The organism is Mesorhizobium sp. ISC11 (genome assembly GCF_037162595.1).
Taxonomy (GTDB): domain Bacteria; phylum Pseudomonadota; class Alphaproteobacteria; order Rhizobiales; family Rhizobiaceae; genus Mesorhizobium; species Mesorhizobium ciceri.
The window spans coordinates 4,464,497-4,489,821 of the sequence record NZ_JAVSPW010000001.1; the positions used below are offsets into that span (position 1 = coordinate 4,464,497).

At 63.6% G+C, this 25,325-nt stretch carries 25 protein-coding genes and 1 tRNA gene; 16 read left to right on the forward strand and 10 right to left on the reverse strand.

The genetic code is table 11. The features are described from left to right. Nucleotides 1-80: 80 nt before the first annotated feature. Entirely contained in the window at nt 81-395 is a 315-nt protein-coding gene (locus tag RPF88_RS21695) for a hypothetical protein (protein WP_024502096.1), read from the reverse strand. Between the two features lie 178 nt (nt 396-573). Here RPF88_RS21695 and RPF88_RS21700 point away from each other — a divergent pair, with 178 nt between their 5' ends. Genes RPF88_RS21700 through RPF88_RS21710 form a run of 3 tightly spaced genes read left to right on the forward strand, consistent with a single transcriptional unit; the run spans nt 574 to nt 3,861 of the window. Further along, complete coding sequence (locus tag RPF88_RS21700) at nt 574-1,038, forward strand: MarR family winged helix-turn-helix transcriptional regulator (RefSeq protein WP_013528500.1); 465 nt, start codon at nt 574-576, stop codon at nt 1,036-1,038. Then, on the forward strand, nt 1,031-2,323 hold the full coding sequence (locus RPF88_RS21705) for an HlyD family secretion protein (RefSeq protein ID WP_337123173.1): 1,293 nt from the start codon (nt 1,031-1,033) through the stop codon (nt 2,321-2,323). Before RPF88_RS21700 ends, RPF88_RS21705 begins: the two co-directional genes overlap by 8 nt. After that, nucleotides 2,320-3,861, forward strand: a complete 1,542-nt coding sequence (locus RPF88_RS21710) for a DHA2 family efflux MFS transporter permease subunit (protein WP_337123174.1) — start codon at nt 2,320-2,322, stop codon at nt 3,859-3,861. The genes RPF88_RS21705 and RPF88_RS21710 overlap by 4 nt, the downstream gene beginning before the upstream one ends. A gap of 185 nt (nt 3,862-4,046) precedes the next feature. On the opposite strand, the gene RPF88_RS21715 is transcribed toward RPF88_RS21710, so the two are convergent. The 4 genes from RPF88_RS21715 to rpmH form a co-directional block, all read right to left on the reverse strand. Next, the gene (locus RPF88_RS21715) at nt 4,047-4,607 is read right to left on the reverse strand and encodes a fasciclin domain-containing protein (RefSeq protein WP_013528503.1); all 561 of its coding nucleotides are present in this window, start codon (nt 4,605-4,607) and stop codon (nt 4,047-4,049) included. Between the two features lie 177 nt (nt 4,608-4,784). Further along, nucleotides 4,785-6,596, reverse strand: a complete 1,812-nt coding sequence (gene yidC / locus RPF88_RS21720) for a membrane protein insertase YidC (protein WP_013528504.1) — start codon at nt 6,594-6,596, stop codon at nt 4,785-4,787. 14 nt (nt 6,597-6,610) lie between these two features. Continuing rightward, on the reverse strand, nt 6,611-6,964 hold the full coding sequence (rnpA, locus tag RPF88_RS21725; RefSeq protein ID WP_013528505.1) for a ribonuclease P protein component: 354 nt from the start codon (nt 6,962-6,964) through the stop codon (nt 6,611-6,613). Between the two features lie 16 nt (nt 6,965-6,980). Continuing rightward, a complete protein-coding gene (gene rpmH, locus RPF88_RS21730; RefSeq protein WP_008833937.1) occupies nt 6,981-7,115 on the reverse strand; it encodes a 50S ribosomal protein L34 in 135 nt (44 codons plus the stop codon). A 278-nt stretch (nt 7,116-7,393) separates the two neighbouring features. Between rpmH and RPF88_RS21735 the strand changes: the two genes are divergently transcribed. Together RPF88_RS21735 and RPF88_RS21740 are read left to right on the forward strand one after the other, a co-directional pair. Next, nucleotides 7,394-8,896, forward strand: coding sequence for a HAMP domain-containing sensor histidine kinase (locus tag RPF88_RS21735; protein ID WP_337123175.1), 1,503 nt, complete (start codon nt 7,394-7,396; stop codon nt 8,894-8,896). 322 nt (nt 8,897-9,218) lie between these two features. After that, nucleotides 9,219-9,295: transfer RNA gene (locus tag RPF88_RS21740), tRNA-Arg, on the forward strand. A gap of 364 nt (nt 9,296-9,659) precedes the next feature. Here the strand turns inward: RPF88_RS21740 and RPF88_RS21745 are convergent. The 3 genes from RPF88_RS21745 to RPF88_RS21755 all read right to left on the reverse strand — a co-directional run bounded on the left by RPF88_RS21745 (nt 9,660) and on the right by RPF88_RS21755 (nt 12,549). Further along, nucleotides 9,660-10,130 (reverse strand): cyclophilin-like fold protein, encoded by a 471-nt coding sequence (locus RPF88_RS21745; RefSeq protein ID WP_024502099.1) that lies wholly within the window; start codon nt 10,128-10,130, stop codon nt 9,660-9,662. A 74-nt stretch (nt 10,131-10,204) separates the two neighbouring features. Beyond that, nucleotides 10,205-11,299, reverse strand: a complete 1,095-nt coding sequence (locus RPF88_RS21750; protein ID WP_337123176.1) for an alpha/beta hydrolase — start codon at nt 11,297-11,299, stop codon at nt 10,205-10,207. Next, entirely contained in the window at nt 11,290-12,549 is a 1,260-nt protein-coding gene (locus RPF88_RS21755; RefSeq protein ID WP_337123177.1) for an MFS transporter, read from the reverse strand. The genes RPF88_RS21750 and RPF88_RS21755 overlap by 10 nt, the downstream gene beginning before the upstream one ends. Before the next feature lie 133 nt (nt 12,550-12,682). On the opposite strand from RPF88_RS21755, the gene RPF88_RS21760 reads away from it, so the two are divergent. After that, on the forward strand, nt 12,683-13,576 hold the full coding sequence (locus tag RPF88_RS21760; protein ID WP_064993020.1) for a LysR family transcriptional regulator: 894 nt from the start codon (nt 12,683-12,685) through the stop codon (nt 13,574-13,576). Nucleotides 13,577-13,853: 277 nt separating this feature from the next. Further along, nucleotides 13,854-14,612 (forward strand): SDR family NAD(P)-dependent oxidoreductase, encoded by a 759-nt coding sequence (locus RPF88_RS21765; RefSeq protein WP_337123178.1) that lies wholly within the window; start codon nt 13,854-13,856, stop codon nt 14,610-14,612. A gap of 28 nt (nt 14,613-14,640) precedes the next feature. Here the strand turns inward: RPF88_RS21765 and RPF88_RS21770 are convergent, their stop codons facing one another. Next, on the reverse strand, nt 14,641-15,210 hold the full coding sequence (locus RPF88_RS21770) for a TMEM175 family protein (RefSeq protein ID WP_027161123.1): 570 nt from the start codon (nt 15,208-15,210) through the stop codon (nt 14,641-14,643). A 124-nt stretch (nt 15,211-15,334) separates the two neighbouring features. After that, a complete protein-coding gene (locus RPF88_RS21775; protein WP_027161124.1) occupies nt 15,335-16,036 on the reverse strand; it encodes a GntR family transcriptional regulator in 702 nt (233 codons plus the stop codon). A 229-nt stretch (nt 16,037-16,265) separates the two neighbouring features. On the opposite strand from RPF88_RS21775, the gene RPF88_RS21780 reads away from it, so the two are divergent. The 9 genes from RPF88_RS21780 to RPF88_RS21820 all read left to right on the forward strand — a co-directional run bounded on the left by RPF88_RS21780 (nt 16,266) and on the right by RPF88_RS21820 (nt 25,259). Beyond that, nucleotides 16,266-17,306, forward strand: a complete 1,041-nt coding sequence (locus RPF88_RS21780; protein WP_337123179.1) for an ABC transporter substrate-binding protein — start codon at nt 16,266-16,268, stop codon at nt 17,304-17,306. Nucleotides 17,307-17,388: 82 nt separating this feature from the next. Further along, a complete protein-coding gene (locus RPF88_RS21785) occupies nt 17,389-18,471 on the forward strand; it encodes an ABC transporter ATP-binding protein (RefSeq protein WP_063169709.1) in 1,083 nt (360 codons plus the stop codon). Continuing rightward, on the forward strand, nt 18,471-19,397 hold the full coding sequence (locus tag RPF88_RS21790) for an ABC transporter permease (RefSeq protein ID WP_337123180.1): 927 nt from the start codon (nt 18,471-18,473) through the stop codon (nt 19,395-19,397). Before RPF88_RS21785 ends, RPF88_RS21790 begins: the two co-directional genes overlap by 1 nt. Beyond that, nucleotides 19,394-20,194 carry an ABC transporter permease gene (locus tag RPF88_RS21795; protein ID WP_127369843.1) on the forward strand — a complete coding sequence of 267 codons (801 nt, stop codon included), beginning with the start codon at nt 19,394-19,396 and terminating at the stop codon, nt 20,192-20,194. The genes RPF88_RS21790 and RPF88_RS21795 overlap by 4 nt, the downstream gene beginning before the upstream one ends. A gap of 63 nt (nt 20,195-20,257) precedes the next feature. Next, nucleotides 20,258-21,844, forward strand: a complete 1,587-nt coding sequence (gene ggt, locus RPF88_RS21800; protein ID WP_337123181.1) for a gamma-glutamyltransferase — start codon at nt 20,258-20,260, stop codon at nt 21,842-21,844. A gap of 88 nt (nt 21,845-21,932) precedes the next feature. After that, nucleotides 21,933-23,459, forward strand: a complete 1,527-nt coding sequence (locus RPF88_RS21805) for an acyl--CoA ligase (RefSeq protein WP_337123182.1) — start codon at nt 21,933-21,935, stop codon at nt 23,457-23,459. Nucleotides 23,460-23,461: 2 nt separating this feature from the next. Next, nucleotides 23,462-24,442 (forward strand): 2-dehydropantoate 2-reductase, encoded by a 981-nt coding sequence (locus RPF88_RS21810; RefSeq protein ID WP_013528521.1) that lies wholly within the window; start codon nt 23,462-23,464, stop codon nt 24,440-24,442. Between the two features lie 95 nt (nt 24,443-24,537). Next, the gene (gloA2, locus tag RPF88_RS21815; protein WP_337123183.1) at nt 24,538-24,921 is read left to right on the forward strand and encodes an SMU1112c/YaeR family gloxylase I-like metalloprotein; all 384 of its coding nucleotides are present in this window, start codon (nt 24,538-24,540) and stop codon (nt 24,919-24,921) included. 104 nt (nt 24,922-25,025) lie between these two features. Continuing rightward, nucleotides 25,026-25,259, forward strand: a complete 234-nt coding sequence (locus RPF88_RS21820) for a hypothetical protein (protein WP_024502111.1) — start codon at nt 25,026-25,028, stop codon at nt 25,257-25,259. Nucleotides 25,260-25,325 lie beyond the last annotated feature (66 nt).

Below are 25,325 nucleotides of genomic sequence, written 5' to 3' on the forward strand. Positions count from 1 at the left end.
CGAATGCGCCCGTTCAAAATAGCGTGATCCGCCCTATAGCACCAATCGGGCGACGAGCGAGCTTTCCTTGACGGCCTTGCTCATTTGCTGCCGCGGCAAATCACGATCGGATCGGACAGCGCACTGTCGAAACCGCTGCCCTGATAGACGGTGACATTCGTGGCGCCGGGCGGCAGCATGAAGCTGCCTTCAACGATTTTCTGGTCGCCGGCCGGCATGTGGAGAGCCCAGCTATAGGTGCAAAACTGAGGCGGCGCCTGGGGTTCGACGTGGCTGCAGTTCAATTGCGCGCCACCCAGCATGGCGGCGCCGCCGCAACTGACGGCGCCCTTTGCGAGCGCAATGCCCGGCCATCCCGCAATGGCCGCCACGGTCGCGATCTTCAGCCAATTCATCGTCGTATCCTTGCCCGGCAACAGCCCGCTACCTGAGCCTTTGGGTGGGTCGCAGCCCATGCGTCATTTTTTCCAGGCGGGCTTAGTCCGTCTTGCGCACCGCGTCCAGCAAGATTATGTGCATGATGATAATAAGCATGCTCACTAACAGTCGCGCCGAAAAACTCCAGTACCTCCCATGCCATCGTCACCCAACATCAGCTTCGTGCTGCACGATGTCGCGCGCCTGCTTCGAAAGCGGTTCGAGCAGAGGTCGCGGGCATCGGGGCTGACCCGCGCCCAGTGGCAGGTGCTGGCCTATCTCAGCCTGCATGAAGGCATCCACCAGAACAAACTGGCGGACCTGATCGAGATCACGCCGATCACGCTCGCCCGGCTGCTCGACAAGATGGAAGCAAGCGGCTTCATCGAGCGCCGGCCCGATCCCGCTGACCGCCGGGCATGGCTGCTGTACCTGAAGCCGCAAGCCCATCCGCTGATCGAAATCATGCGCGGCAATGGGCGGAAGACGCGTGACGAGGCCTTTGTCGGCCTTTCCGCGGATGCGCAACTGCATCTGCTGCAAACCCTATCCCTCATCAAATCCAATCTGCTCGCGGCTTGCGCCCAGCCTGCCGCCGACCGGGAGAAAACACATGGCTGAATCAACCTCACCAAAGAAGCCTGTCGAAGAAGACGGATCCGCCGCCGACCGGGCGCGCGACCAAGTCATCCGGCTGAACAGCGAACGCGAGCAAAGGCGAGCCAGCACCGTCATCGACAATGACGAGCTCGAAGCACCGGTCGCCCTGGAGCCGGCGGCGCTCGAGGCTCCGTCCAAGGAGCCACGCCAGGCCGGGGTTGCGGTGGCGCCTCCGGCGCCGGTCAAGCCCAAGCGCGGCCGGGCACGGCCGATCCTGTTTGCCCTGCTTCCGGTCGCGCTGGTCGTCGGCGGCTATTACTACGTCATCGGCGGCCAGGTCATGACGACCGACAATGCCTACATCCAGGCGCAGTCGCTCGGCGTTTCCACCGATGTCTCCGGCACTGTGTCCGAGATCGACGTGCACGAGAACGAGGCGGTGAAGAAGGACCAGGTGCTTTTCCGGTTGCGGCCGGCCTCTTTCGAAACCGCTCTTGCCGCCGCCCAGGCACAGCTCGGCACAGTGCGCAACCAGGTGCTGACCTTGCAGGCGAGCTACCAGCAGTCGCAGGCGCTGATCGAGCAGGCGCAGGCCGACATCCCCTACTACGAGGCCGCTTTCCAACGCCAGCAGGATCTGCTCAAGACCTCCACCTCCTCCAAGGCGACCTTCGACAGCGCCCAGCACGACCTCGTCGCCGCCCGCCAGAAAGTGTCCGTTGCCCAAGCGCAGGCACAGGCGACGCTTGCCCAGCTCGGCGGCGACGCCAGCCAGCCGGTGGAGAAGAACCCGTTCTATCTCCAGGCGCAGTCGGCGGTGGACGACGCCCAGCGCAACCTTGCCGATTCCATCGTCAAGGCGCCATTCGACGGCATCGTCACCAATGTCGACGCGCTTCAGGTCGGCAAGTACCTGCCGGCTTCGCAGCCGGCGTTCAGCCTGATTTCGGCGACCGATCTGTGGATCGCGGCGGAGCCTAAGGAAACCGAACTGACCTATGTGCGGCCGGGACAGACGGCGACGATCAGCGTCGACAGCTATCCCGGTGCCGTCTGGCACGGCAGGGTCGCCTCGATCAGCCCGGCGTCGTCGTCGAGCTTCTCGCTGCTTCCGGCGCAGAACACCACCGGCAACTGGGTCAAGGTCGTGCAACGCATTCCGATGCGCGTGACGGTGGACGATCTCCAGGGCAAGCCGCCGCTGCGCGGCGGGATGAGCGTCGTGGTCGGCATCGATACCGGCCATGCGCGCGGCCTGCCGGACTTCGTGACGGACCTCCTCGGTCGGTTCGGCCAAAAGTCATGACCGGCGCGTCCGCGACAGGTGGCGTGGTCGCCAATCGCGGCGCCATCACCGCGTGCGTGATCCTGGCCGTGATCATGCAGGCGCTGGACACCACCATCGCCAATGTGGCGCTGCCCTATATCCAGGGCAGCGTTTCGGCAAGCGCGGACCAGATAAACTGGGTGCTGACGTCCTACATCGTCGCGGCGGCCGTCATGACGCCGCCTTCAGGCTATCTTGCCAATCGCTTCGGCCGCAAGCGCATCCTGCTGATCTCCATCACCGGCTTCGTCGTTGCATCGGTGCTGTGCGGCTTCGCGCAGTCGCTGCCGCAGATCGTCGGCTTCCGCCTGCTGCAAGGCCTGTTCGGCGCAGCCCTGGTGCCGCTGGCGCAGAGCATCCTGCTCGACATCTACAGCGTCGAGGAGCGCGGCTCGGCGATGGCGCTGTTCGGCGTTTCGGTGATGGTCGGGCCGGTGCTCGGGCCGGTCATCGGCGGCTGGCTGACCGAGAATGTCAGCTGGCGCTGGGTGTTCTACATCAACGTACCGATCGGCGCGCTGGCTTTCGCCGGCGTCTCGATGTTCGTCCAGGAAACCAAGACGGACCTCAAGGCCAGGCTGGACTGGCTGGGCTTCGGCATGCTCAGCGTCACCATCGCGTCGCTGCAGATGTTCCTCGATCGCGGCGAGCAGCTCAACTGGTTCTCGTCGTCCGAGATCATCGTCGAGGCGCTGATCTGCGCGTCGGCCTTCTACATCTTCCTCGTCCACACCTTCACCGCCAAAAACACCTTCGTGAACCCGCGGCTGTTCCTCGACAGGAATTTCGCCGTCGGCATGATCTTCATCTTCATCATCGGCATCACCTATCTGGCCTCGCTGGCCCTGATGACGCCCTATCTGCAGACCCTGATGGGCTATCCGGTGGTGACGGCCGGCATCGTCATGGGGCCGCGCGGTCTCGGCACCATGGCTTGCATGTTCCTGGTCGGCAGGCTGATCGGCAAGGTGGACACGCGCTGGCTGCTTCTAACCGGCCTGCTGGTCACCGCCTGGGCGATGTACGACATGACCGGCTGGACCCCTGATGTCTCGCAATGGACGATCATCAGCACCGGCTTCATCCAGGGCGCGGGCCTGGGTTTCCTGTTCGTGCCGCTGACCACCATCACCTTCGCCACGCTGGCGCCGGAGCGGCGCGCGGAAGGCACCGGCCTGTACAATCTGTCACGAAACATCGGCTCCAGCGTCGGCATCTCGGTGGTCACCGCGCTGTTGACGCAGAACGTGCAGATCAACCACGCCAACATCGCCACCTATGTGACGCCCTACAACCAGGCGTTCGGCAATCCGGCGATCTTCCAGGCGATGAACCCCTACAGCGCCGCGGGCCGCGCCGCGCTCGACGGCGTGGTCACGCTGCAGGCCACGATCATCAGCTATATGAACGACTTCAAGCTGATGATGATCCTGTCGCTTGCCGCCATTCCGCTGGTTCTGTTGCTGCGCAAGCCGGCGACTCCGGCCAAGATCGACCACAGCGCCGTGATGGAGTGACGACGCTCGAAACTTATCCGGCTGCACAGGCAACAGCCAAAAAGAAACCGGGGTCCTGTGAGGGACAGGACCCCGGCCGATGCCGATACGACTTCCCAAGAAACATGGCACCTCGTCATGAGGCGGGGATGGCAGGCCCGAGAAAGCCCCAACGGACCTGCCTTGATCCCCTTTGCCGAAAGCCGTTACTTCGGCAACAACACCTTGTTGACGACATGGATGACGCCGTTCGACTGGTTGACGTCGGCGATCGTCACTCGCGCCTCGCCGCCTGACTCATCCATGATGTAGAGCTTGCCCTTCTTGACTTCGGCGGTCAGCGTGTCACCGGAGACGGTCTTCATCTCGTACTTGCCGCCCATCGCCTTGGCCTTCTTCATCATCTCGGCGCCGGAGATCTTACCGGCCACGACATGCGCGGTCAGCACCTTGGTGAGCTTGCCCTTGTTCTCCGGCTTCAGCAGCGTGTCGACGGTGCCCTTGGGCAGTTTCGCAAACGCTGCGTTGGTCGGGGCAAAGACGGTGAACGGGCCAGCGCTTTGCAGCGTGTCGACCAGGCCGGCAGCCTTGACCGCAGCGACCAGCGTCGTGTGGTCCTTCGAATTGACGGCGTTCTCGACGATGTTCTTGGTTGTGTACATCGGCGCGCCGCCGACATTCGGGTTCTTGGCATAGGCGGGCGCGGCAATCGCCACGCCGGCGACGAGTGCGGAAAGGGCGATGATCCTGAATGACGGCAAGCGCATGTGGTCTTCCTCCGTGTGAGGGCTGATCGGAATTGATAGCCTTTGGAAACGCACAGGCAGTCACGCCGCCGAGGGGGCGCAAGTTTCGCCGATCACGGGAACGTGATGCCGGAGCTGCTTAAACGAAAAGCCCCGCGCGAGGCGGGGCTTTGAAGACTGGAGAAAGCGCTGCGCCTTCTATTCGGCCGGTGATGGTTTCTTTCGGAACAGCGCGACCAGATTGTCCCACAGCTCGATCTTGGCGCCCTGGCGCTTCATGATGATGCCCTGCTGGAGGATCGACAGCGTGTTGTTCCAGGCCCAGTAGATGACCAGGCCGGCCGGGAAACCCGCCATCATGAAGGTGAAGATGACAGGCATCCAGGTGAAGATCGCCGCCTGCGTCGGGTCCGGCGGTGTCGGGTTCATGCGCATCTGCAGGAACATGGTGACGCCCATGATCAACGGCCAGACGCCGATCATCAGCATGTGCGGCAGGGTGACCGGGATCAGGCCGAACAGGTTGAACAGCGACGTCGGATCGGGCGCGGCCAGATCCTGGATCCAGCCGAAGAACGGCGCGTGCCGCATTTCGATGGTGATGTAGAGCACCTTGTAGAGCGAGAAGAAGACCGGGATTTGCAGCGCCACCGGCCAGCAGCCGGCAAGCGGGTTGATCTTCTCGGTCTTGTACAGCTCCATCATCGCCTGCTGCTGCTTCATCTTGTCGTCCGCGTATTTCTCGCGGATCTCGAGCATTTTCGGCTGCACCTTCTTCATGTTCGCCATCGACGCGTACGACTTGTTGGCGAGCGGATAGAAGATGGCCTTGACGATGACGGTGGTGGCGAGAATGGCCAGGCCGAAATTGCCGAAGAATTTGTAGAGCGTGTCGATCAGCCAGAACATCGGCTTGGTGATGAAGTGGAACCAGCCCCAGTCGATCAAAAGGTCGAACCGCTTGATATGACGGTCTTCCGCATAGGCGTTGATCTTGCCGACTTCCTTGGCGCCCGCGAAGATCTCGCTCTCCACCGTCGCCGACTGGCCGGCATCGACGGTGATCGGGTCGGTGAGGAAGTCGGACTGGTAGCGATGGCGGCCGTCCTCGAAATAGGCATAGCGCGGCTGGAACGGCTGCTTCTCGGTCGGCACCAGCGTCACCGCCCAGTATTTGTCGGTGATGCCGAGCCAGCCGTCGGTCGACTTGCCCGGCGTGAACTGCTTGTCCTTCTCGATGGACGCGTATTTGTGTTCCTGCAGGCCTTCCGTGCCGGTGAAGCCGATCAGGCCCTCATGCAGCACATAGGTGCTTGCAACGAGCGGCTTGTCGAAGCGGGTGACGCGGCCGTAATTGGACAGCGAGACGGCGGCCGTGCCGGCATTCTGCACCGTGTCGGACACCGTGAACATGTAGTTGGTGTCGACGGAAAAGGTGCGCTTGAAGGTCAGGCCCTTGTCGTTCGAATAGGTCAGCGTGACCGGGGTCGTCGGCGTCAGTGTCGCATTGCCGTCGACAGCCCACACTGTTTCGGGACCGGGCACCGCGCCGGTCTTGTCGTTGCCGACGAAGCCGATCTCGGCATAGTAGCCATTGGGCAGTGCCGCCGGGTTGAGCAGGCTGATCTCGGGCGAGTTCTTGTCGACCGTCTCGGTGTAGTGCTTGAGCTTGAGGTCGTCGAGACGGGCACCGGTCAGGTTGATCGAACCCTCGAGGCTCGGCGTGTCGATCTTCGCGCGGGTCGTCGTGGCGAGCGCCTGTTCGCGGCCGGCCGGCGTCACGGCATCGGTGCCGGGTGCGTTTGGAATGGCGCCAGGGGCGGCGGGCGTTCCGGTGTCGGTACCGGGATTGGTGCCGGCGGCCTTCTTCTGCTCCTCGACGCGCTGCTGTTCGACGCGGGCGGCCTCGCGCTGCGCTTCGCTGCGCGGCAACACATAAAAATATTGCCATACCGCCAGGATCAGCACCGACAGCGCGATGGTGATGAAGAAGTTCCGGTTGTTTTCCATCGAAAGCCCTTGGCCTATCGTGTTCCGCGCAGTCGGCGGGAGAGTTCGGCCTTCAACTGGCCGAACGGAGTGGTAAGCACGTCTTCGCGCCCGACGATGACATAGTCATTGCCAGGCGCCATGTCACTTGCCGCATGCGTACGGACGGCTTCTCGCAGCCGCCGCCGGACGCGGTTGCGGACAACCGCATTGCCGACCTTCTTGGTGACGGTGTAGCCGACGCGCGGCGACAGGCCGTCGCCGCGGTCGAGAACTTCGACGAGAAAAAGCCGCCCGCGTCGTTTTTCACCACGACGGACAGCCAGGAATTCCGCGCGCTTCAGAAGCCGCTTGGGATTTGGTCCCACTGGCTTGCCGGATGCGGGCAACGATCTCGTCTTCCGTTCAGGCGCTGAGCCGCTTGCGACCGCGGTTGCGGCGAGCTGCGACGACGCCGCGACCACCCTTGGTGGCCATGCGGGCACGAAAGCCGTGCCGACGTTTGCGGACGAGTTTGGACGGTTGGTAGGTACGCTTCATTTGTTTTAATACCGCGGGGTGCGGCCCTTCTTGATTCTGTCACTGTGTAACAGGAGCTTTGCCGGGCCGGCTTTGGCGCGATCGAAACCGCGCCGGGACGAATGGCCCGAGCGTGTGCGGGCTTATAGAAAGAAGGCTTTTGGAAGTCAATCCGGAGTCGTCGGGCCGAAAGCTTCGCCATTCAGGCCGGTTTATGTTTGCGACCAAGGATGAAATTGGCAAAAAAGCCGTAATCGCCTAATCTGCGTTGATCAAGTGATCGTGAAGACATTAGCCGCATGAGCGAAACCATACAGGCACAGGAAGGGATTGGCACGGCGGGGTCCACCGAGGCGCCGGCCAGCGTGCGCACGGTTCCGCTGTCGCGCGGCCTGTCGACCAAGCTGCTGCTACTGACCATCGTCTTCGTGCTGCTGGCCGAAGTGCTGATCTTCCTGCCCTGGATCGCCAGCTACCGGCTGAACTGGCTGAAGGAGCGGCTGAGCACGGCGGCGGCGGTGTCGATCGTGCTGGTGCAGGGTGAACCCACCTCGCTGTCGCGCTCGGCGCAGAACGACGTGCTGATGGCGATCGGCGCCAAAGCGATCGCGGTGCGCGACGGCGGCGTCTCGCGGCTGCTGGTGGTGGCCGAAATGCCGCCGAAGGTCGACGAACACATCGATATCGCCTCGATCGGCATGATCAAGGGCATGACCGGCGCGCTCGACACGTTGTTTTTCGGCGGCGACCGTATGCTGCGCGTCTTCGGTCCGGTCGGCGACTCGGACAAGGAGTTCGAGCTGATCATGCCCGACAACAGCCTGCGCAACGCGATGCTGCGCTATTCGCGCAACGTCGCCTTCGTCTCGCTGCTGATCTCGCTGTTCACCGCCATGCTGGTCTACGCCGCCATCGACCTGATCATGATCGGGCCGATCCGGACGATGACGCGCTCGATGCTGTCTTTCTCCGAAGCCCCTGACGATCCCGGGCGGATCATCCATCCGGCTGCCCGCGCCGACGAGATCGGCGTTGCCGAGCGCGAGCTGTCGCAGATGCAGGAACGGCTGCAAAAAATGCTCTCCGAGCAGAAGCATCTTGCCGATCTCGGCCTGGCGGTTTCCAAGATCAACCATGACATGCGCAACATCCTGGCTTCGGCGCAGCTGATGTCGGACCGCTTGCGTCAGGTCAAGGATCCGACGGTGCAGGCCTTCGCGCCGAAACTGCTGCGCGCGCTCGACCGCGCCGTGTCTTATTCCGAAGGCGTGCTTCACTACGGCCGCACGCAGGAGCCGCCGCCGGCGCGCCGACGCCTGAGGCTGCGGCAACTGGTCGAGGACGTGCATGGCCTGCTTGACATCGAGCAAGGCATCGAGTTCGTCAATTCGGTTGAGCCGGCCTTCGAGGTCGATGCCGATTCCGACCAGTTGTTCAGGGTGCTGACCAATCTGTGCCGGAATTCCGTGCAGGCGATGGCGACCGACAGTGAAAGCGCCCTGGTGCGCCGCCTGGCGGTGTCGGCCGTGCGCCTGGGCAGCGTCAGCCGCATCGCCGTCAGCGACACCGGCCCCGGCCTGCCGCCCAAGGCGCGGGAAAACCTGTTCGCGGCCTTTCGCGGCTCGGCGCGCAGCGGCGGCACCGGCCTTGGCCTGGCGATCGCGCACGAACTGATCCGCGCGCATGGCGGCACGGTCGAGCTGGTCGAGAGCATTGGCGGGCGCACCACATTCGCCGTCACCATCCCCGACCAGCCGGTCCGGCTCGACCAGGCCCGCAACGGCCTGCGCCGCCCGGCGTGAGGTTCTTGACCGGTTTCCGCTTGGCAACACCTAGCTTTTCGGTCTCACCCCTTCCTTCCAGAAACATGTCGCCCGCGAAACGGCCTTTTGCCCTGAGAGGCGGCATGCATGGAAAGCGCATCGTCTGAACCACCCAGACACGATGCGCTTTGGTTGTTTTGAGGCGCCGAGAAGCGAGCGGTCATTGCCGGATGACACGCCTGCGACAAAACTTTTGCCGGATCGGCTTGCTTTTCGGAAATTCAGTCGCTAGGGAACACGTCTCGTCGCGACCGGTCGTTCACGATCGGATCGCGGGGTCATGGAAAGCATGGCCTGTTGCGCGCCCGTAGCTCAGCTGGATAGAGCACCAGACTACGAATCTGGGGGTCAGGAGTTCGAATCTCTTCGGGCGCGCCAAAACCATTCATCGTTTCCCTGCGACGATATAGCTGCCGAATTGGTGCCTACGCGACGAGCGGGGAATAGCCTGCGAGCGAAAAAGCGTAGAAACGGCGGCGTTAGGCAGTAAAGAGTTCGAATCTCTTCAGATTGGCGGAGTTCCGACGCGGCCGGAGCGGAGTTCCAAGCGGTGATTGATGTGGATGGTGCCGACGACGATCTAACAGCGATCTCCCGATAGGCGAGCATCATTTGTATCAGATCATGGATCGACGTCAGCAGGCGCTCATACCACTTGGTCGGCGTGTGTCAGTCACTCGAAACCTGCTTCGGTTTTCCGGCATCCGCGGCATTGTCCCCATGCGCAGCGGCCTTCCCGGGTTCAGGAAAGCATTTCGACGCGCAGCGGATGTTCTCCGCGCGTCAGAAGCGGCGCCGGGCCCTGGTCCAGTCGCCCGAGCCGGATCAGGCCGCGCGACCAGCGGTAGGGACCATGAAACATCGCCAGATTGCCCCAGGGGGCGTAGTAGCAGAGATCGCCAGTCGCCTCGTTGCCGAAGCGACCGCTGCCTTCCTCGGTGAGCTTGCGCGGCAGGTAGGCGATCTTCTCGTTGGTCGAATAGTCGTCGATCGTCAGATCCAGCGGCAGGATCGAGACCAGATCGTGCGCGGAAGGATTGTCCTCCAGCGTCGCCGTGAAATCCTGATCCCCGAAGATGAATCTAAGGCGCATGGTGGCTCCTTTCCTATCCGTGGCTGCGTCGGTCTGAGAGCGCACCGAAGAGGGGAGCGCGAGGCTGGCAGCACCTGCCAGCAAGGTGCGGCGTGAAAGCCATACGGCGGCGCGTGTCATTTAAAGTCTCCCGGTCGGTGCGGCCATGTCCATCGTTCCTGCACACGGCCGCACCCTTCGACGATACGACCTGGTCAGGCAGCGAGATGCTGATTGAAGAAGCTGGTCAGCTTGTCGAACGGGATCACGTCCACCTTGTCGTAAAGATCGGTGTGGCTGGCGCCTGGAATGATCATGAGTTCCTTCGGCTCCGCCGCTGCCGCGAAGGCGGTTTCGCTGAAGTAGCGCGAATGGGCCTTTTCGCCATGGATGAACAGGATCGGGCGCGGCGAGATTTCAGCGATGTAGGTCAGGATCGGCATATTCATGAACGACAGCGGCGTGGTCTGCGTCCAGGAATTGCCTGAGTTGACCGCGCGCGCATGGTAGCCGCGCGGCGTCCTGTAATAGTCATGGTAGTCGACCAGGAACTGCGCCTCGCCGCCGTGCAGGTCGTTGTAGGGTGGTTGATAGGCTGGCGCGCCGTTTTCCGCATCCGTCCAACGCTGCCGACCCAGTTGCTCCAATGTCTGTGCGCGCTGTTCGGGGGTCAGGCTGTCGTTGTAGCCCTTCGACATAACACGGGTCATGTCGTACATGGTGCTCGCCACCACGGCCTTGACGCGCTTGTCTGCGGCGACGGCATTCAAAGCCATGCCGCCCCAGCCGCAGATGCCGATGACGCCGATGCGCTCACGGTCGACGGCGGCGTGCAGGCCGAGATAGTCGACGGCCGCGCTGAAATCCTCGGTGTTGATGTCCGGCGAAGCGAGATTGCGCGGCTCGCCGCCGCTTTCGCCGGTGTAGGACGGATCGAAAGCCAGTGCGACGAAGCCGCGCTCGGCCATCGTCTGCGCGTAAAGGCCAGAGGATTGCTCCTTAACAGCGCCGAACGGACCGCCGACGGCAAGCGCCGGCAGACGTCCGCCGGCCCGGTCCTTCGGCAGATAGAGATCACCCGACAGTGTGATGCCGTAGCGGTTCTTGAATGTGATCTTCTCGTGATCGATCTTATCGCTGAGCGGAAAGACCTTATCCCATTGCTTTGACATATTCTGAGCCTTTGCTTTGAAGGGGTTGGATATTGAAACTGCACCGAAGGCGGCGACGCCTGCGCCGGTCAACTTCAACAGTTCGCGCCGGTGGATGACGCTTGCCGAATTTTTCGTGTCAGGGGTATTCATGGGCATTTCCGATCTCCTGTTGGTATGAATTGGGATTGGGCAGTTCGTTGAACGAACGTCAGTGCGGGGCGTCCGGGCTTCAGCAACCGCCGGCCATTGCCGATCAGGGCGATTGCAAGGCCGGCGAGAACCACGCTGCCGGCGAAGGTCGCGAAGACCGTCATGCCATCCAGCAGCAGCGCGCCGACCACGGCACCGAGCAGGATCGACGCCTGGATGGCTGCGACCATCAGGCTTCCGGCGGCTTCCGGCGCATCGTCCGCGTTTTGGGACATCCACGTCATCCAGATCACAGACATTGCGGTGTTCGTCGCGCCCCAGAGAGCAAGGAAGAGGCCGGCGGCGGCTACCGAGCCGCCGAGAAGCAGGAGCCCCAGCGTGCAGCCGCCCATCAGCAGCGCGGGCAACCGCAGCAGCGGTGCGACATTGCCGCTCACGAAACGCCCTGTCGCCCATGTTCCGAGGAAGCCCGCACAGCCCAGTACAAGCAACAGGATCGAGAGCGTCCCCACGTTGACGCCCGTCACCTGCTCCAGGAAGGGGCGCAGATAGGTGAACATGGTGAAGGCCGAGCCCCAGGATAACATCGAGGCAATAAGGCCGCGCAGGAAATGGGGGCGCTTCAGCAGGCCGAACATCGTCCGGAAATCCTGCCGCTGGCGCGCGGGCAACGACGGCAGCGCGATCAAGTGCCAGACGAGGTTGATGGCGACGATTGGCGTCAGCGCCCAGAACACCGCGCGCCAGCCGAACACGGCGCCGAGATAGCTGCCGATCGGCGCGGCGAAGGCCGCAGCGATCGCCTGTCCGCCATACATCAAGGCGAGCGCGCGCGGCACATCCCTTTCAGGGACCAGCCGCATGATGACGGCGGTGGCCAGTGCCCAGAAGCCGCCGATGCAGATGCCCAACAGGCCTCGACCGAGCATCAGCACGGAGAAATTCGGGGCCGCCGCAACCAGAACCAGTGACAACAGCATGAAAGCCGTCATCGCGACCAGAACCCATTTGCGGTTCAGCGTTCCAGCGGCAGTGGTGATGACCATGCTCGCCGCTATGGCGAAAAGACCGCTGATCGAGATCGCCTGTCCGGTCTGTCCCTCGGTTGCGCGCAATCCTTCGGCCATGGGGGTGAGCAGGCTGACCGGCATGAATTCCGAGGCGATCAGCATTGCCACACACAGTGCCATCGAAAGAACCGCGCCCCAGGCGGCGTCCGGTTTGCTATCCGCATCGGTTGCGGCGGCAATCGCCATGTCGTTTGCTCCTGCTGAATTGTTGCAACGCAAAACTAGTGGCTTTGCCATAAAGCGATTAGCCATCGAAATTCGCATGAACTAATCGACCACATCGAATAATGTGCTGCGGCATGGCAAACGAGAGAAGCTCATAGCCAAAACCGACCTCAATCAACTGACGTGGTTTCAGGCCGTCGCCGAGGAGCGCAGCTTCACCAAGGCGGCGGCAAAGCTCGGCGTCGCGCAGTCGACGCTCAGTCACAGGATCAAGCAGCTCGAAGCGCAAATGGGCATACGCCTCCTGACCCGCACCACGCGCAATGTCGCGACGACCGCCGCAGGCGAGCGGCTGTTACAGACGATCGCCCCGCGCATCGGCGAAATCGAGGATGAGATCGCCGCGTTGATGGCGTTTCGTGAAAAACCCTCGGGCTCGATCAGGCTGACGCTGTCCGACCACGCGCTTGAAAGCGTGGTTTGGCCCAAGCTGAAGCCGATCCTCAGCGCCTATCCCGATATCGGTGTCGAACTGATCCTGGACAGCACGTTCCGCAACATCGTCGAGGAGGGCTTCGACGCGGGCGTCCGGTTGGGAGAGAGCGTCGAGAAGGACATGATCGCGGTCCGAATTGGTCCGGACTGGCGTTTGGTGGCCGTGGCTTCTCCCGACTATTTCGCCGCGCGTGGTGTGCCTGAGCACCCACAGGACCTGATCCGCCACGTCTGCATCAATATGCGTCACGAGACCGCCGGCGGTCTTTATGCATGGGAGTTCGAGAAGGATGGGCAGGCGTTGCGCGTCCGGGTAAACGGCCAGCTGACCTTCAACAATTCCTACGCCATGATCGACGCAGCCGTGCACCGCTACGGCATCGCCTATGTGCCCGAGAACATCGTGGAGCAGCACATCGCCTCGGGCCTGCTGGTGCAGGTTCTCGATGATTGGTCGCCCTTCTTCGACGGTTATTTCCTCTATTATCCGAGCCGTCGTCAGAATCTTCCCGCGTTCAAGGTCATCGTCGACACGCTACGACATCGGAATTGAGACAAGAGGATCTAACCCGCGCGATTGGCTGCACGCCGAGCCCGTTTCGCCCCGCTCGCATAGCACCCACCTGCGGAAGACACGGTATTTTCCGGATCTCGGGCATCAAGATCGTCCTTGCCACGCCCGCTCTATCGCCACGCCTCGTTCGGCTCGTCTTCGCACGTCGAGAACGCAAAGCGGGGCGGGATGTTGCAGAGCAAATCTTCGCAGCGCCATCACCCCAATGTGCGTGGTAAGACCGCGACAGGCGCAACCAGCGGAGCCTGATTTGACCATGACCTCTACCCCCATCAAGCGCGCTTTGATCACCGGGGCTGGTGCGGCCGACGGCATCGGCTTTGCCATTGCCCGGCAGCTCGGCCAAGCCGGCCATGCCGTTTTTCTCACCGGTGCCAGTGCACGTGTGCTCGATCGCGCCGTTGAGCTCCGTGCCGAAGGCATCGATGCCAGGGCCGCAATCGCCGATCTCACCATCGCTGCCGATGTCACGCGGCTGCGGGCCGATGTCGGCGCGGTCGATATACTGGTCAACAATGCCGGCATGGGCTCGCTGGCATCGCCATCGGTCGACAAGGCGTTTCTCGCCATGACCGAGGCCGACTGGGATCAGGGGATCGACGTCAGCCTGAAGACGGCATTCCTCGTCACGAAGGCGTTTCTGCCGGCGATGGTCGAAGCGGGCTACGGGCGCATCGTCAATGTGGCGTCGGTCACCGGGCCGCTGGTGTCTTTCGAAGGCACATCAGCCTATTCCGCCGCCAAGGCCGGCATGGTCGGCCTGACGCGGACGCTGGCGCTCGAAGTGGCGAAAAGCGGCGTGACCGTCAATGCCGTGGCTCCCGGCTGGATCGAAACAGGGTCGTCGAGCGAGATGGAGCGGCAAGCCGCCCTGAATACGCCGCCGGCGCGGGCCGGGCGACCGGATGAGGTGGCCGCCGCGGTCGTGTTCCTGGCCTCGGAAGGCGCCAGCTATGTCAACGGCGCCCTGCTGGTGGTCGATGGCGGCAACAGCCTGCAGGAGCGCAAGGGCTGAAGCCGTCCAACGCGTCGGGTGCGAGAATTCAGCCTTTGCCCGAGCTTTTGCCTGCCCCCGGCGCTTCCGGCCTGAGATAGACGGCCAAGCAGCAGCAACAGATCGCCAAGCCCGCGACTGGATATTTCAGGGCGACCAGCCCCGCCAGCGCGAATAGGCAGAGCGTCGCGAGCGACCGGATGCGCATGCGCTTGCGCACCGCGAGCGGAACCGCGTTCTCCGGCATCGGGTCGATGAGTTCGCGGATCAGAAGAATGTAGGTCAGGTTCACCAGGAAGAAGACGGCGGCATAGAAGGCGACCGGCTGCGGCGCCAGCTCGCTGACCGCCATCCACGCGGTCGCCAGCGGCAGCAGCGAAACCGAGAACAGATGCGCGAAATTGTACCACATCAGGCTGGCTGTCGCCTCCCTGGCGTGGCGTAACAGATGATGATGGTTCGCCCAGACGATGGCGATGAAGAGATAGCTGACGCTGTAGCTCAGCCATGTCGGCCAGAGCTCCAGAAGCGCCTTGAACGTCGGCAACTCCGGCGGGCGCAAGTCGAGGACCAGCACCGTGATGAGGACGGCGAACACGCCATCCGAAAATGCGCTCAACCGATCGAGCCCTGTCGAGGGAAGCACTGGACCGTCCTCGTCGCAGTTCGTGAGACATATAGTAGTGCTGTCGATAGCAATATCCATGGCCGCTCGGACCATCTGACGCCGCCGCCAGCGCCGCTCAGGACGCCTTGGCCAGAAAACTCTGGTAGTCCGATTTCGCCTGCAGCAGGCGCAGCACATTGTCGCGCGAGCCCCTTACGTGGGCGCGGGCCAGCGTGCCGGCTCGGGCGGCATCGCCGGCGCAGATCGCCTCGACGATCTCGGCATGCTCGTCGCGGGCGATCTTCCATTCGTCGAGCCACAACAGTTCGGTCCAGACATAGTGCTGGCACTTGTCGAGGATGCCGCACAGCATGCCATGCAGCATCGCATTGCCGCTGATTTCGGCGATGACGCGGTGCAGGTCGATGCCGACTTCGAGCTCCTGGAATTTTTCGCGCGTGGTGCGCTCCGGAATGGCGGCCAGCCGCTCGCATTCGGCCAGCATGGCACGCAGCCGCGCCTTGTCCTGTTCCGTCGCAGCAGCGGCGGCCAGTTCCGTCGCGTGGCCGTCGAGCAGTTCGCGGATCTCGAAGGCCTCGCGGAACATGTTGATGTCGAACTCGGTGACGACATAGCCCTGGCGCGGCCGGCCGGTGACCAGGCCGTCGCGCTCGAGGCGGTTGAAGGCCTCGCGCACCGGCGTGCGGCTGACATTGAGTTTTGCGGCGATGTCGTTCTCGGTGACGCGCGATCCCGGCGGGATCTGGCCGGTCACGATCATCGCCTTGAGCGCGGAATAGACCGAGTCGCGCAGCGTGTTTTTGGTTTCCTTGGCCAAGTTCCGTTTCCAGTTCTCCGGTCTTTCCGCCGGCATATGTTCTCACGCATAGCTGTATTCAAAGTCGGCGCGGTTTGCCACGCCCCGGCGCCCCATCTCCCAGCCCGGGTCGACGACCCCAGGCGCGCCGATCGGTGTTGACATCGCTGATCCCGAAGCTACACTCAAAATTGTATACAAAATAGCATGCGAAATCAAAAACAATGGGAACACCGGTGGAGAGCCGAAAATGAACAGGACCAGAAGCATCAGCGTTGTCGCGGTGGCCGCCCTCATGGCAGCGGTCGCGGCCCCCGCAATGGCGGGCGACACCATCACCGTCGCCTCGTGGGGCGGCACCTACCAGGAAGCGCAGACCAAGGCGTTCTTCAAGCCGACAGCCGACGCGCTCGGCATCACCATCAAGGAGGACACCACCAACGGCCTCGACGACGTCCGGCTGCAGGTGACCGGCAATGCAGTGAAATGGGACATCACCGAACTTGGCGCCGACGAATGCGCGCGCGGTTCGAAGGAAGGGCTGTTCGAAAAGCTCGACTACGGCATCATCGATAAGACCGGCATCAACCCGAAGCTTGTCCACGATGACTGGGTCGGCATTTCCTACACCTCCGTCGTGCTGATCTACCGGACTGATGTGTTCGGCGACAAAGGCCCCAAGACCTGGGCCGACTTCTGGAACGTGGAAAAGTTTCCGGGACGGCGCGCGTTGAGCGGCAGCCAGGCGACCGAAACGCTGAGCGTCGCGGCTCTCGCCTCGGGCCTGCCGATCGACAAGGTCTATCCCGTGGATGTCGACGGCGCGCTGAAATCGGTCGACAAGATCCGTGGCCATGTCGACGCCTGGTGGACCTCCGGCGCGCAGGCCATGCAACTGGTGAAAGACGGCGAAGTCGACATGGCGAGCATCTGGAACGGCCGCGCCGGCACCTTGAAGAAGGAAGGCGCGCCGGTCAGCTTCTCCTTCGATCAGGGCGTGCTGACCGCCGACTGCATGGTCATCCCCAAGGGTGCCAAGAACAAGGAAGCCGCGATGAAGGCGCTTGCGATGTTCGTCAGCCCGCAGCTGCAGGCCAATCTGCCGCTCTACGTCGACAATGGCCCAGTAAACGAGAAGGCTTTCGAGACCGGCAAGATCCCGCAGGACAGGATCAAGGACATCAATTCGGCGCCCGAAAACGTCAAGAAACAGGTGCTGCAGGACGCCGAGTTCTGGCGCGACAATCTGGTCGAGGCGACGGAGAAGTTCAACAATCTGGTCCAGCAATAGGCTGCGGACACAAGCTTACGGCGGGCAGCGTAACCAGCCACTGCCTCGCCACCTGTTCTCTGCGGCTAAGGAGCGAAAAATCTTGTCCATTGCGCCATCCGCGTTGCCCATCGGCATGCGCGGGATCGAGAAACGATTTGGCAGCGTGCCTGTGCTGCGCGACCTTAACCTCGATGTCGAGGCCGGCGAATTCCTGACGCTGCTCGGCCCTTCCGGTTCCGGCAAGACGACGCTGCTGATGATCCTGGCCGGTTTCGTGCGGGCCAATGCCGGCTCGATCAAGGTCGGCGGCGACGAGATCATCACCACGCCGCCGCACAAGCGCAACATCGGCATGGTGTTCCAGAACTACGCGCTGTTTCCGCACATGAACGTCTTCCACAACATCGCCTTTCCGCTGAAGCAGCGCGGCGTCGCCGCCGCCGAGACGGCCGAACGTGTCGAGAAGGCGCTCGATCTGGTGAAATTGCAGGGCCTGGGCGAACGCCGGGTCGACCAGCTTTCCGGCGGCCAGCGACAGCGCGTGGCGCTGGCACGCGCCATCGTCTTCGAGCCGCGCATCGTGCTGATGGACGAACCCTTGTCGGCGCTCGACAAGGGCCTGCGCGAGCACATGCAGATCGAGCTGCGCGCCCTGCATCGCCGGCTCGGCATGACCACCGTCTATGTCACGCACGACCAGCGCGAAGCCATAACCATGTCCGACCGCATCGCGGTCATGAACGCCGGGCGCATCGAACAGCTCGACAAGCCTGAAACCCTCTACGCCAGGCCGCAAACGCGATTTGTAGCCGGCTTCATCGGCGAATCGAATTTCATTCCGGTCGAGTGCCGCAACGGCTCCGTCTGGTACGAGGACCGGAGAATCCATACCGCGGCACCAGTGCCGGCGGCAGGCCAGCACCTGATGGTGGTGCGGCCGGAAAAGCTGCGGCTCCTGGCAGACGCCGAACCGACAAGCGGCGTCAACGTGCTCGAGGCGAAAGTCAGCGACATCATCTATCAGGGCGACAGCTTCGTCTGCTACGCGGCGTTGCGCGACGGCCGCCAGCTGACTTTGCGCGACTATTGCCGCAGCGATGTGCTGGCCAAAATGCCGGCGCCCGGCCAGCCAGTCTCATTCGGTCTCGATGCGCAGGACACGATCCTGGTGGCGGCAGACTGATGAGCGCGCAGCCCGCCCTCATGGAAGAGATCGGCAGCGCCGCAGGCCGGGAGTTCAACACGCAGGGACTTCACGCCGACGCCCGGCGTGAATCACTACGGCTGCTGGCGCTGTTGTCGCCAAGCCTGCTTCTGGTCTTCGCCATCATCATCGTGCCGATCGGCTGGCTGTTCTGGCTGTCGCTGTTCGACGAAGCGGGCGGCTTCAGCGCCGCCAATTATGCGCGATTCTTCGAGCAGGCCTCCTACATCAAGACCTTCATCACCACCTTCAAGGTCGCCTTCATCGTCACCGGCGCCTGCGTGCTGCTCGGCTATCCCTTGGCCTACATGCTGTCGCAACTGCCGCGGCGGGCGGCGTCGATCTGCCTGATCTTCGTCATCCTGCCGTTCTGGACATCGGTGCTGGTGCGCACCTATGCCTGGCTGGTGATCCTGCAGCGCAAGGGACTGATCAACAGCTGGCTGATCGATCTCGGAATCATCAGCCAGCCGCTATCGCTCGCCAACAATTTTTCCGGCGTCGTCATCGGCATGACGCACATCTTGCTGCCGTTCCTGGTGCTGCCGCTCTACGCCTCGATGAAGACCATCGACACCGACTGCCTGCGCGCCGGCATGAATCTCGGCGCCGGCCCGACTGCCACCTTCCGGCAGATCTTCTTTCCGCTGTCGCTGCCAGGCCTCGCCTCGGGCGTGGTCATCGTCTTCGTGCTCTGCCTGGGCTTCTTCGTCACGCCGGCTTTGATGGGCGGCGGCAAGGTGATCATGTGGGCGATGCGCATGGAACAGACCACCAGCCTCTATTCAAACTGGGGCGCGGGTGCAGCACTGGGCGTGGTGCTGCTGGTGGTGACGCTGGCGCTTCTCGGCCTGTTCCAGTGGCTGCTCGGCGCGCGTGCCACCGGCGTGTGGAGTTCGAGATGAGTAGGGATCTCGGCCTGCCTATCTCGCACCGGCAACGCCTATGGCTCTATTGCTTCGGCGGCCTCGTGCTGCTGTTCCTGATCGCACCGTCGATCATCATCGTCATCATGTCGTTTTCCGATTCGACGCTGCTGCAATTCCCGCCGCAGCAATGGTCGCTGCGCTGGTACCAGGCCTATTTCGGGTCGCTGGAGTGGCGCGATGCCACGATCGTCTCGGTCAAGGTGGCTGTCATGACCGTGCTGGTGGCGACGCCGCTCGGCACCGCGGCCGCCTATGCCATCAACCGGGGCACGCTGCGCTTCAACGGCACCATCAACGCGCTGCTGACGGCGTCGCTGATCGTCCCTGTGATCCTGATCGGCATCGGCACCTTCTTTCTCTATGCGCGCATCGGCCTCAACAACACGCTGACCGGCCTGGTCATCGCGCATACGGTGCAGGCGCTGCCGTTGGTGGTGCTGACCGTGCTGTCAGGATTGCGCTCCTACGACATGAACCAGGAGCGCGTGGCGCGCAGCCTCGGCGCCGGCCGCGTCGCCGCCTTCTGGCAGGTGACGATGCCGCAGATCCGCTTCTCGATTGTCTCGGGCGCGCTGTTTGCCTTCATCACCTCCTTCGACGAAGTGGTGGTGTCGCTGTTCATCTCGGGCGGCGAGACGACGACATTGACGCGCCGTATGTTCAATGCGCTGCGCGACCAGATCGACCCGACGATCGCCGCCATCTCGACCTGCCTGATCGTTCTGTCGGTCGTGCTGTTGTCGGTTGCGCAGATCTTCGGCCGGCGGCATTGATTCACCAGATCAATTCGCAGAAGTGACCAATTTGCAGAAGTGACTAGGGGATATCCAGACAGAATGCGTGATTTCCAGTTTCCCGGCCGCTCGCCGGTTCGTGCCACCGAGGCGGTTGCCGCGACCTCGCATCCGCTTGCAACGCTTGCGGCCATCGACATGCTGCGCTCCGGCGGCAATGCCATGGACGCCGCGGTCTGCGCCGCCGCCGTGCAGGGTGTGGTCGAGCCGCAATCGACGGGCATCGGTGGCGACTGCTTCGTGCTTTATTCTCCCGGAGGACAAGGCAATGTGCTGGCCTTCAACGGCTCGGGGCGAGCGCCGGCCAGGGCGACGGTCGGCTGGTATCTCGAAAAAAGCTTCGACCGCATCCCGCTGCAGGGTCCGCATGCGGTCACCGTACCGGGCGCCGTCGACGCCTGGAGCCGCCTGCTCGAAGACCATGGCCGCAAGGGCCTTGCCGAGGCGCTGGCGCCGGCCATTCACTATGCCGAGAACGGCTATGTCGTGCACGACCGCGTCGCCTTCGACTGGGCCGAGCCGGAGACCGACCTGTCGGCCGACGAGCATGCCGCGCGCATCTTCCTGCCCGGCGGCAGGGCGCCGAAGGCGGGTGACGTCCATCGGCAGCCGGAACTGGCGGCGACCTTGCGCATCATCGCCAAACACGGCCGGTCCGGTTTCTACGAAGGCGCGGTCGCCGACGATATGGTGAGCCGGCTCAACGAATTGGGCGGACTTCATACGGCCGAGGATTTTGCCGCGACCAGAGGCGACTATGTGGTGCCGGTCAGCACCTCCTATGGCGGCCATGAGATCCACCAGATGCCGCCGAACAATCAGGGGCTGACGGCGCTTTTGATGCTCAATTTGCTGTCGGGCTTCGAGCTTGGCGGGCTCGACCCCAACGGCGCCGAACGCCTGCATCTGGAGATCGAGGCCGGGCGCCTGGCTTACCGCGACCGCGACCGCTATGTCGGCGACCAGGACCATGTCCCGGTGCCCCTGAAGCAGCTCCTGTCCGGCGCCTATGCCGACCGGCTACGCGCCGAGATCGACCGCGACCGCGCCATGACGCATCTGCCGCGCGTCGAGCTGCCCGGCAGCGACACGGTCTATATCTCCATCGTCGACCGCGACCGCAACGCGGTCTCCTTCATCAACTCGACCTATTATTCGTTCGGCAGTGGCGTCGTCGGCCCGAAGACCGGTGTCGTGCTGCAGAACCGTGGTTCGAGCTTCCGCCTCGACCCGGCGCATCCGAACGCGATCGCGCCGGGCAAGCGGCCGATGCACACGATCATGCCGGGCATGGCGACCAAGAACGGCCGCGTGGTGATGCCGTTCGGCGTCATGGGCGGCGGTTACCAGCCGTTTGGCCATGTCCACCTGCTCACCAACATGATCGATTTCGGCATGGACCCGCAGCAGGCACTGGATGCGCCGAGGGTGTTTTACAACGATGACACAGTGGAAGCCGAGCGTGGCGTTCCCACTGATGCAACCGAGGGCCTGCGCCGGCGCGGCCACCGCATCGCCGAACCGCATCATCCGCTTGGCGGCGGGCAAGTGGTGCTGATCGACTGGGAGGAGGGGACGCTGACCGGCGCTTCCGATCCGCGCAAGGATGGTTTGGCGCTTGGCTATTGAGGCGATCCGTTGTCCAATGGCGCCCATATCGAGGCAAGCCCGTCAGAAGGGCTCTCGCCAGTAATCGTTCGAAATCCAGCCGGTGATCATGACCCAAACTGAAACCCACGCAGATCTCTCCCGCCGTCTGGCCGCCGGCGCCGACGACGCCCCCGCCATTCTGGCGCCCGACAGGGCGACGCTCAGCCATGGCGGATTGCGCAGCATGATCGCCGACACGGCAAAACAGCTGCATGCGCGCGGCATCGGCCGCGGCGACAGGGTGGCGATCGTGCTGCCGAACGGGCCCGAGATGGCCACCGCCTTCGTCGCCGTGGCGGCCGCCGCCTCGACGGCGCCGCTCAACCCCACCTACCGGGCCGACGAGCTCGATTTCTACCTGACTGACATCGGCGCCAAGGCGATCCTCGTCGCGGAGGGTGAGACCGGCCCCGCGGTGACGGTGGCCGAACGCCTCGGCATCGGCGTGCTGCGGCTTGTCGTGCAGCCGAACACACCGGCCGGCAGCTTCACGATCGAGGGCGCGGCGATCGGACCGAAGGCCGCGCCAGACATGGCGCAAGACAGCGACATTGCGCTGCTGCTGCATACCTCCGGCACGACATCGCGTCCAAAACTGGTGCCGCTCAGCCATGCCAACATCGCGGCCTCGGCAGCCCATATCGGCGGCACCCTTGGCCTGACGGCCGATGACCGTTGCCTCAATATCATGCCGCTGTTCCACATTCACGGCCTGATCGCGGCCGTGCTGTCGTCGCTGGCTGCCGGTGGCAGCATCTACTGCACGCCGGGTTTCAACGCGCTGCGCTTCTTCCAGTGGCTGAGCGAGGCGCAGCCGAGCTGGTACACGGCGGTGCCGACCATGCATCAGGCGATCCTGGCCCGCGCGGCGCGCAACACCGAGGCGCTGGCGGCGGCGCGCCTGCGCTTCATCCGCTCGTCCTCGGCGTCGCTGCCGGCGCAGGTCATGACCGAGCTGGAAGCGACCTTCGGCTGCCCGGTGATCGAATCCTACGGGATGACCGAGGCGGCTCACCAGATGGCCTCGAACCGGCTGCCGCCGGGCCAGCGCAAGCCCGGCAGCGTTGGTGCCTCCGCCGGGCCGGAGGTGGCTGTGATGGCGCCCGACGGGCGGCTGCTCGATGCAGGCGAGACCGGCGAGATCGTCATCCGCGGGCCCAATGTCACGACGGGCTACGAAAAGAACCCGGATGCCAACGCCACGGCTTTCGCGCATGGCTGGTTCCACACCGGCGACCAGGGCGTGCTGGACGGGGACGGCTATCTCAGGGTCACCGGTCGGCTCAAGGAGATCATCAATCGCGGCGGCGAAAAGATCTCGCCACTCGAGGTCGACGATGTGCTGATGGACCATCCGGCGGTGGCGCAGGTCGTCACCTTCGCCATGCCGCATGGCAAGCTTGGCGAGGAGGTGGCGGCGGCGGTTGTGCTGCGCGAAGGCATCAGCGCCACCGAGGGCGACATCCGCACCTATGCCGCGACGCGGCTTGCCGACTTCAAAGTGCCGCGCAAGATCCTGATCCTGGACGAGATCCCCAAGGGCGCGACCGGCAAATTGCAGCGCATCGGCCTTGCCGCCAAACTCGGGCTTTGACGATGAAGATCACCATCTTCGGCGCCGGTGCGATCGGCGGCTATCTCGCTGCCAAGCTTGCCGCCGCCGGCCGCACCGATCTCTCGATCGTCGCGCGCGGCGCCCATCTGGAAGCGATCAAGGCAGATGGCCTGCGCCTGATCGAGGATGGCCAGGAGACGTCCGTCCCCGTCCGGGCCGCCGCCAAGGCCGAGGAACTTGGCGTGCAAGATTATGTCGTGCTGGCGCTGAAGGCCCATTCCCTCACCCCGGCGCTCGACCAGATCGCACCGCTGCTTGGGGACCACACATCAGTCGTCACCATGCAGAACGGCGTGCCGTGGTGGTATTTCCACGGCGTCGGCGGGCCACTCGAAGGCACCAGGCTGAACGCGGTCGATCCCGGCGGCGCGATCTGGCAGCGGATTGGACCGGACCGCGTCATCGGCTCGGTCGTCTATCCCGCGGTCGAGGTCGATGCGCCGGGGCTCATCCGCCATGTCGAGGGCAAACGCTTCTCGCTCGGCGAACCCTCGGGCGAGCGCAGCGAACGGGTCACGCTTCTGGCCGAGGAGATGGTCAAGGGCGGCTTGCAGGCGCCGGTGCGCGAAGACATCCGCAGCGAGATCTGGGTAAAATTGTGGGGCAATCTCTCCTTCAACCCGATCTCGGCGCTGACCGGCAGCACGCTTGCCGCGATCGTTGCCGACGAGGGCACCCGCACGCTCGCCCGCACCATGATGCTGGAGGCGCAGGCGATCGGCGAAAGCCTCGGCGTGCGTTTTCCCATCGCGGTCGATCGGCGCATCAAGGGCGCCGGCGATGTCGGCGAGCACAAGACCTCGATGCTGCAGGACCTGGAGCGTGGCCGGCCGATGGAGATCGACGCGCTGGTGAGCGCGGTGCAGGAACTTGGCAGGCTAACGGACAAGCCGACCCCGACCATCGATGCCGTGCTGGCGCTGGTGCGGCGGCTGGCGGTGGAACGCGGGTGTTATGGGTAATGGGCTCGGGGTTGATCAGCACCGTGGCGAGGGCGCGACGATCCAGGCCTTGAAGCGCCTTGGCCTCATCTCCCAGCTTGACCAGGGTTAGCAGCATGCTGAACGCCATTCACCACGTCGCGCTCATCTGCACCGACTACGACCGGTCGCGACGGTTCTACGTCGAACTCCTCGGCCTCGATCTGATCCGGGAGGTTTATCGGGAGGAGCGGCAGTCATGGAAGGCGGATCTGCGGATCGGGTCGGCCCAACTGGAATTGTTCTCCTTCCCTGCACCGGCGATGCGGCCGTCCCACCCAGAGGCTACAGGCCTGAGACATCTGGCATTCGCGGTGGCTCATCTTAAGCCCGTGATTATCCGCCTGGAAGCCGCAGGCGTTGCCGTCGAGCCAATCCGGATCGACCCATACACAGACCAACGGTTTACCTTTTTCAGGGACCCGGATGGATTGCCGCTGGAACTCTACGAAGCCCCATAAGGAACGGTTCGCTTTCACGACGGGCGCTTTGTACTGACGGTCTCGGTATCGGCGGACCGCGAATCTGTGCTAAGCGCGGCCCAACCAACCAAAGGACGACACCAATGAGCGAACTGACCGTGGCCGAGGCGACCGAGAGCATCTATGCCTCGCTCCGGGCGGACAATGCCGACATCGACACACATATCGCGGCGCTTAAGGCGGCGCTGACGCGAGAGGGGATCAAACAGGCGGTGTTCGATCCGACCAAGCTGGCGCAGAACAACCGCTCGGGCCGCAAGTTGATGCAGGCTTATTTTCGGCAACGCGGCGTGAGCGTGACGTTTTCGGACCAGTAGAACCGCGCACGGGCGATCTCAACCGTGTGATTGGTTGGTTTCGGACGCATGTTCTCCGACGCTCCG

Excerpts from the sequence above, each read along its gene's own strand:
- RPF88_RS21695 (WP_024502096.1), bottom strand. The coding sequence starts at position 395 with ATGAATTGGCTGAAGATCGCGACCGTGGCGGCCATTGCGGGATGGCCG.
- RPF88_RS21700 (WP_013528500.1), top strand. The coding sequence starts at position 574 with ATGCCATCGTCACCCAACATCAGCTTCGTGCTGCACGATGTCGCGCGC.
- RPF88_RS21705 (WP_337123173.1), top strand. The coding sequence starts at position 1,031 with ATGGCTGAATCAACCTCACCAAAGAAGCCTGTCGAAGAAGACGGATCC.
- RPF88_RS21710 (WP_337123174.1), top strand. The coding sequence starts at position 2,320 with ATGACCGGCGCGTCCGCGACAGGTGGCGTGGTCGCCAATCGCGGCGCC.
- RPF88_RS21715 (WP_013528503.1), bottom strand. The coding sequence starts at position 4,607 with ATGCGCTTGCCGTCATTCAGGATCATCGCCCTTTCCGCACTCGTCGCC.
- yidC (WP_013528504.1), bottom strand. The coding sequence starts at position 6,596 with ATGGAAAACAACCGGAACTTCTTCATCACCATCGCGCTGTCGGTGCTG.
- rpmH (WP_008833937.1), bottom strand. The coding sequence starts at position 7,115 with ATGAAGCGTACCTACCAACCGTCCAAACTCGTCCGCAAACGTCGGCAC.
- RPF88_RS21735 (WP_337123175.1), top strand. The coding sequence starts at position 7,394 with ATGAGCGAAACCATACAGGCACAGGAAGGGATTGGCACGGCGGGGTCC.
- RPF88_RS21745 (WP_024502099.1), bottom strand. The coding sequence starts at position 10,130 with ATGACACGCGCCGCCGTATGGCTTTCACGCCGCACCTTGCTGGCAGGT.
- RPF88_RS21750 (WP_337123176.1), bottom strand. The coding sequence starts at position 11,299 with ATGCCCATGAATACCCCTGACACGAAAAATTCGGCAAGCGTCATCCAC.
- RPF88_RS21755 (WP_337123177.1), bottom strand. The coding sequence starts at position 12,549 with ATGGCGATTGCCGCCGCAACCGATGCGGATAGCAAACCGGACGCCGCC.
- RPF88_RS21765 (WP_337123178.1), top strand. The coding sequence starts at position 13,854 with ATGACCTCTACCCCCATCAAGCGCGCTTTGATCACCGGGGCTGGTGCG.
- RPF88_RS21780 (WP_337123179.1), top strand. The coding sequence starts at position 16,266 with ATGAACAGGACCAGAAGCATCAGCGTTGTCGCGGTGGCCGCCCTCATG.
- RPF88_RS21790 (WP_337123180.1), top strand. The coding sequence starts at position 18,471 with ATGAGCGCGCAGCCCGCCCTCATGGAAGAGATCGGCAGCGCCGCAGGC.
- RPF88_RS21795 (WP_127369843.1), top strand. The coding sequence starts at position 19,394 with ATGAGTAGGGATCTCGGCCTGCCTATCTCGCACCGGCAACGCCTATGG.
- ggt (WP_337123181.1), top strand. The coding sequence starts at position 20,258 with ATGCGTGATTTCCAGTTTCCCGGCCGCTCGCCGGTTCGTGCCACCGAG.
- RPF88_RS21805 (WP_337123182.1), top strand. The coding sequence starts at position 21,933 with ATGACCCAAACTGAAACCCACGCAGATCTCTCCCGCCGTCTGGCCGCC.
- RPF88_RS21810 (WP_013528521.1), top strand. The coding sequence starts at position 23,462 with ATGAAGATCACCATCTTCGGCGCCGGTGCGATCGGCGGCTATCTCGCT.
- gloA2 (WP_337123183.1), top strand. The coding sequence starts at position 24,538 with ATGCTGAACGCCATTCACCACGTCGCGCTCATCTGCACCGACTACGAC.
- RPF88_RS21820 (WP_024502111.1), top strand. The coding sequence starts at position 25,026 with ATGAGCGAACTGACCGTGGCCGAGGCGACCGAGAGCATCTATGCCTCG.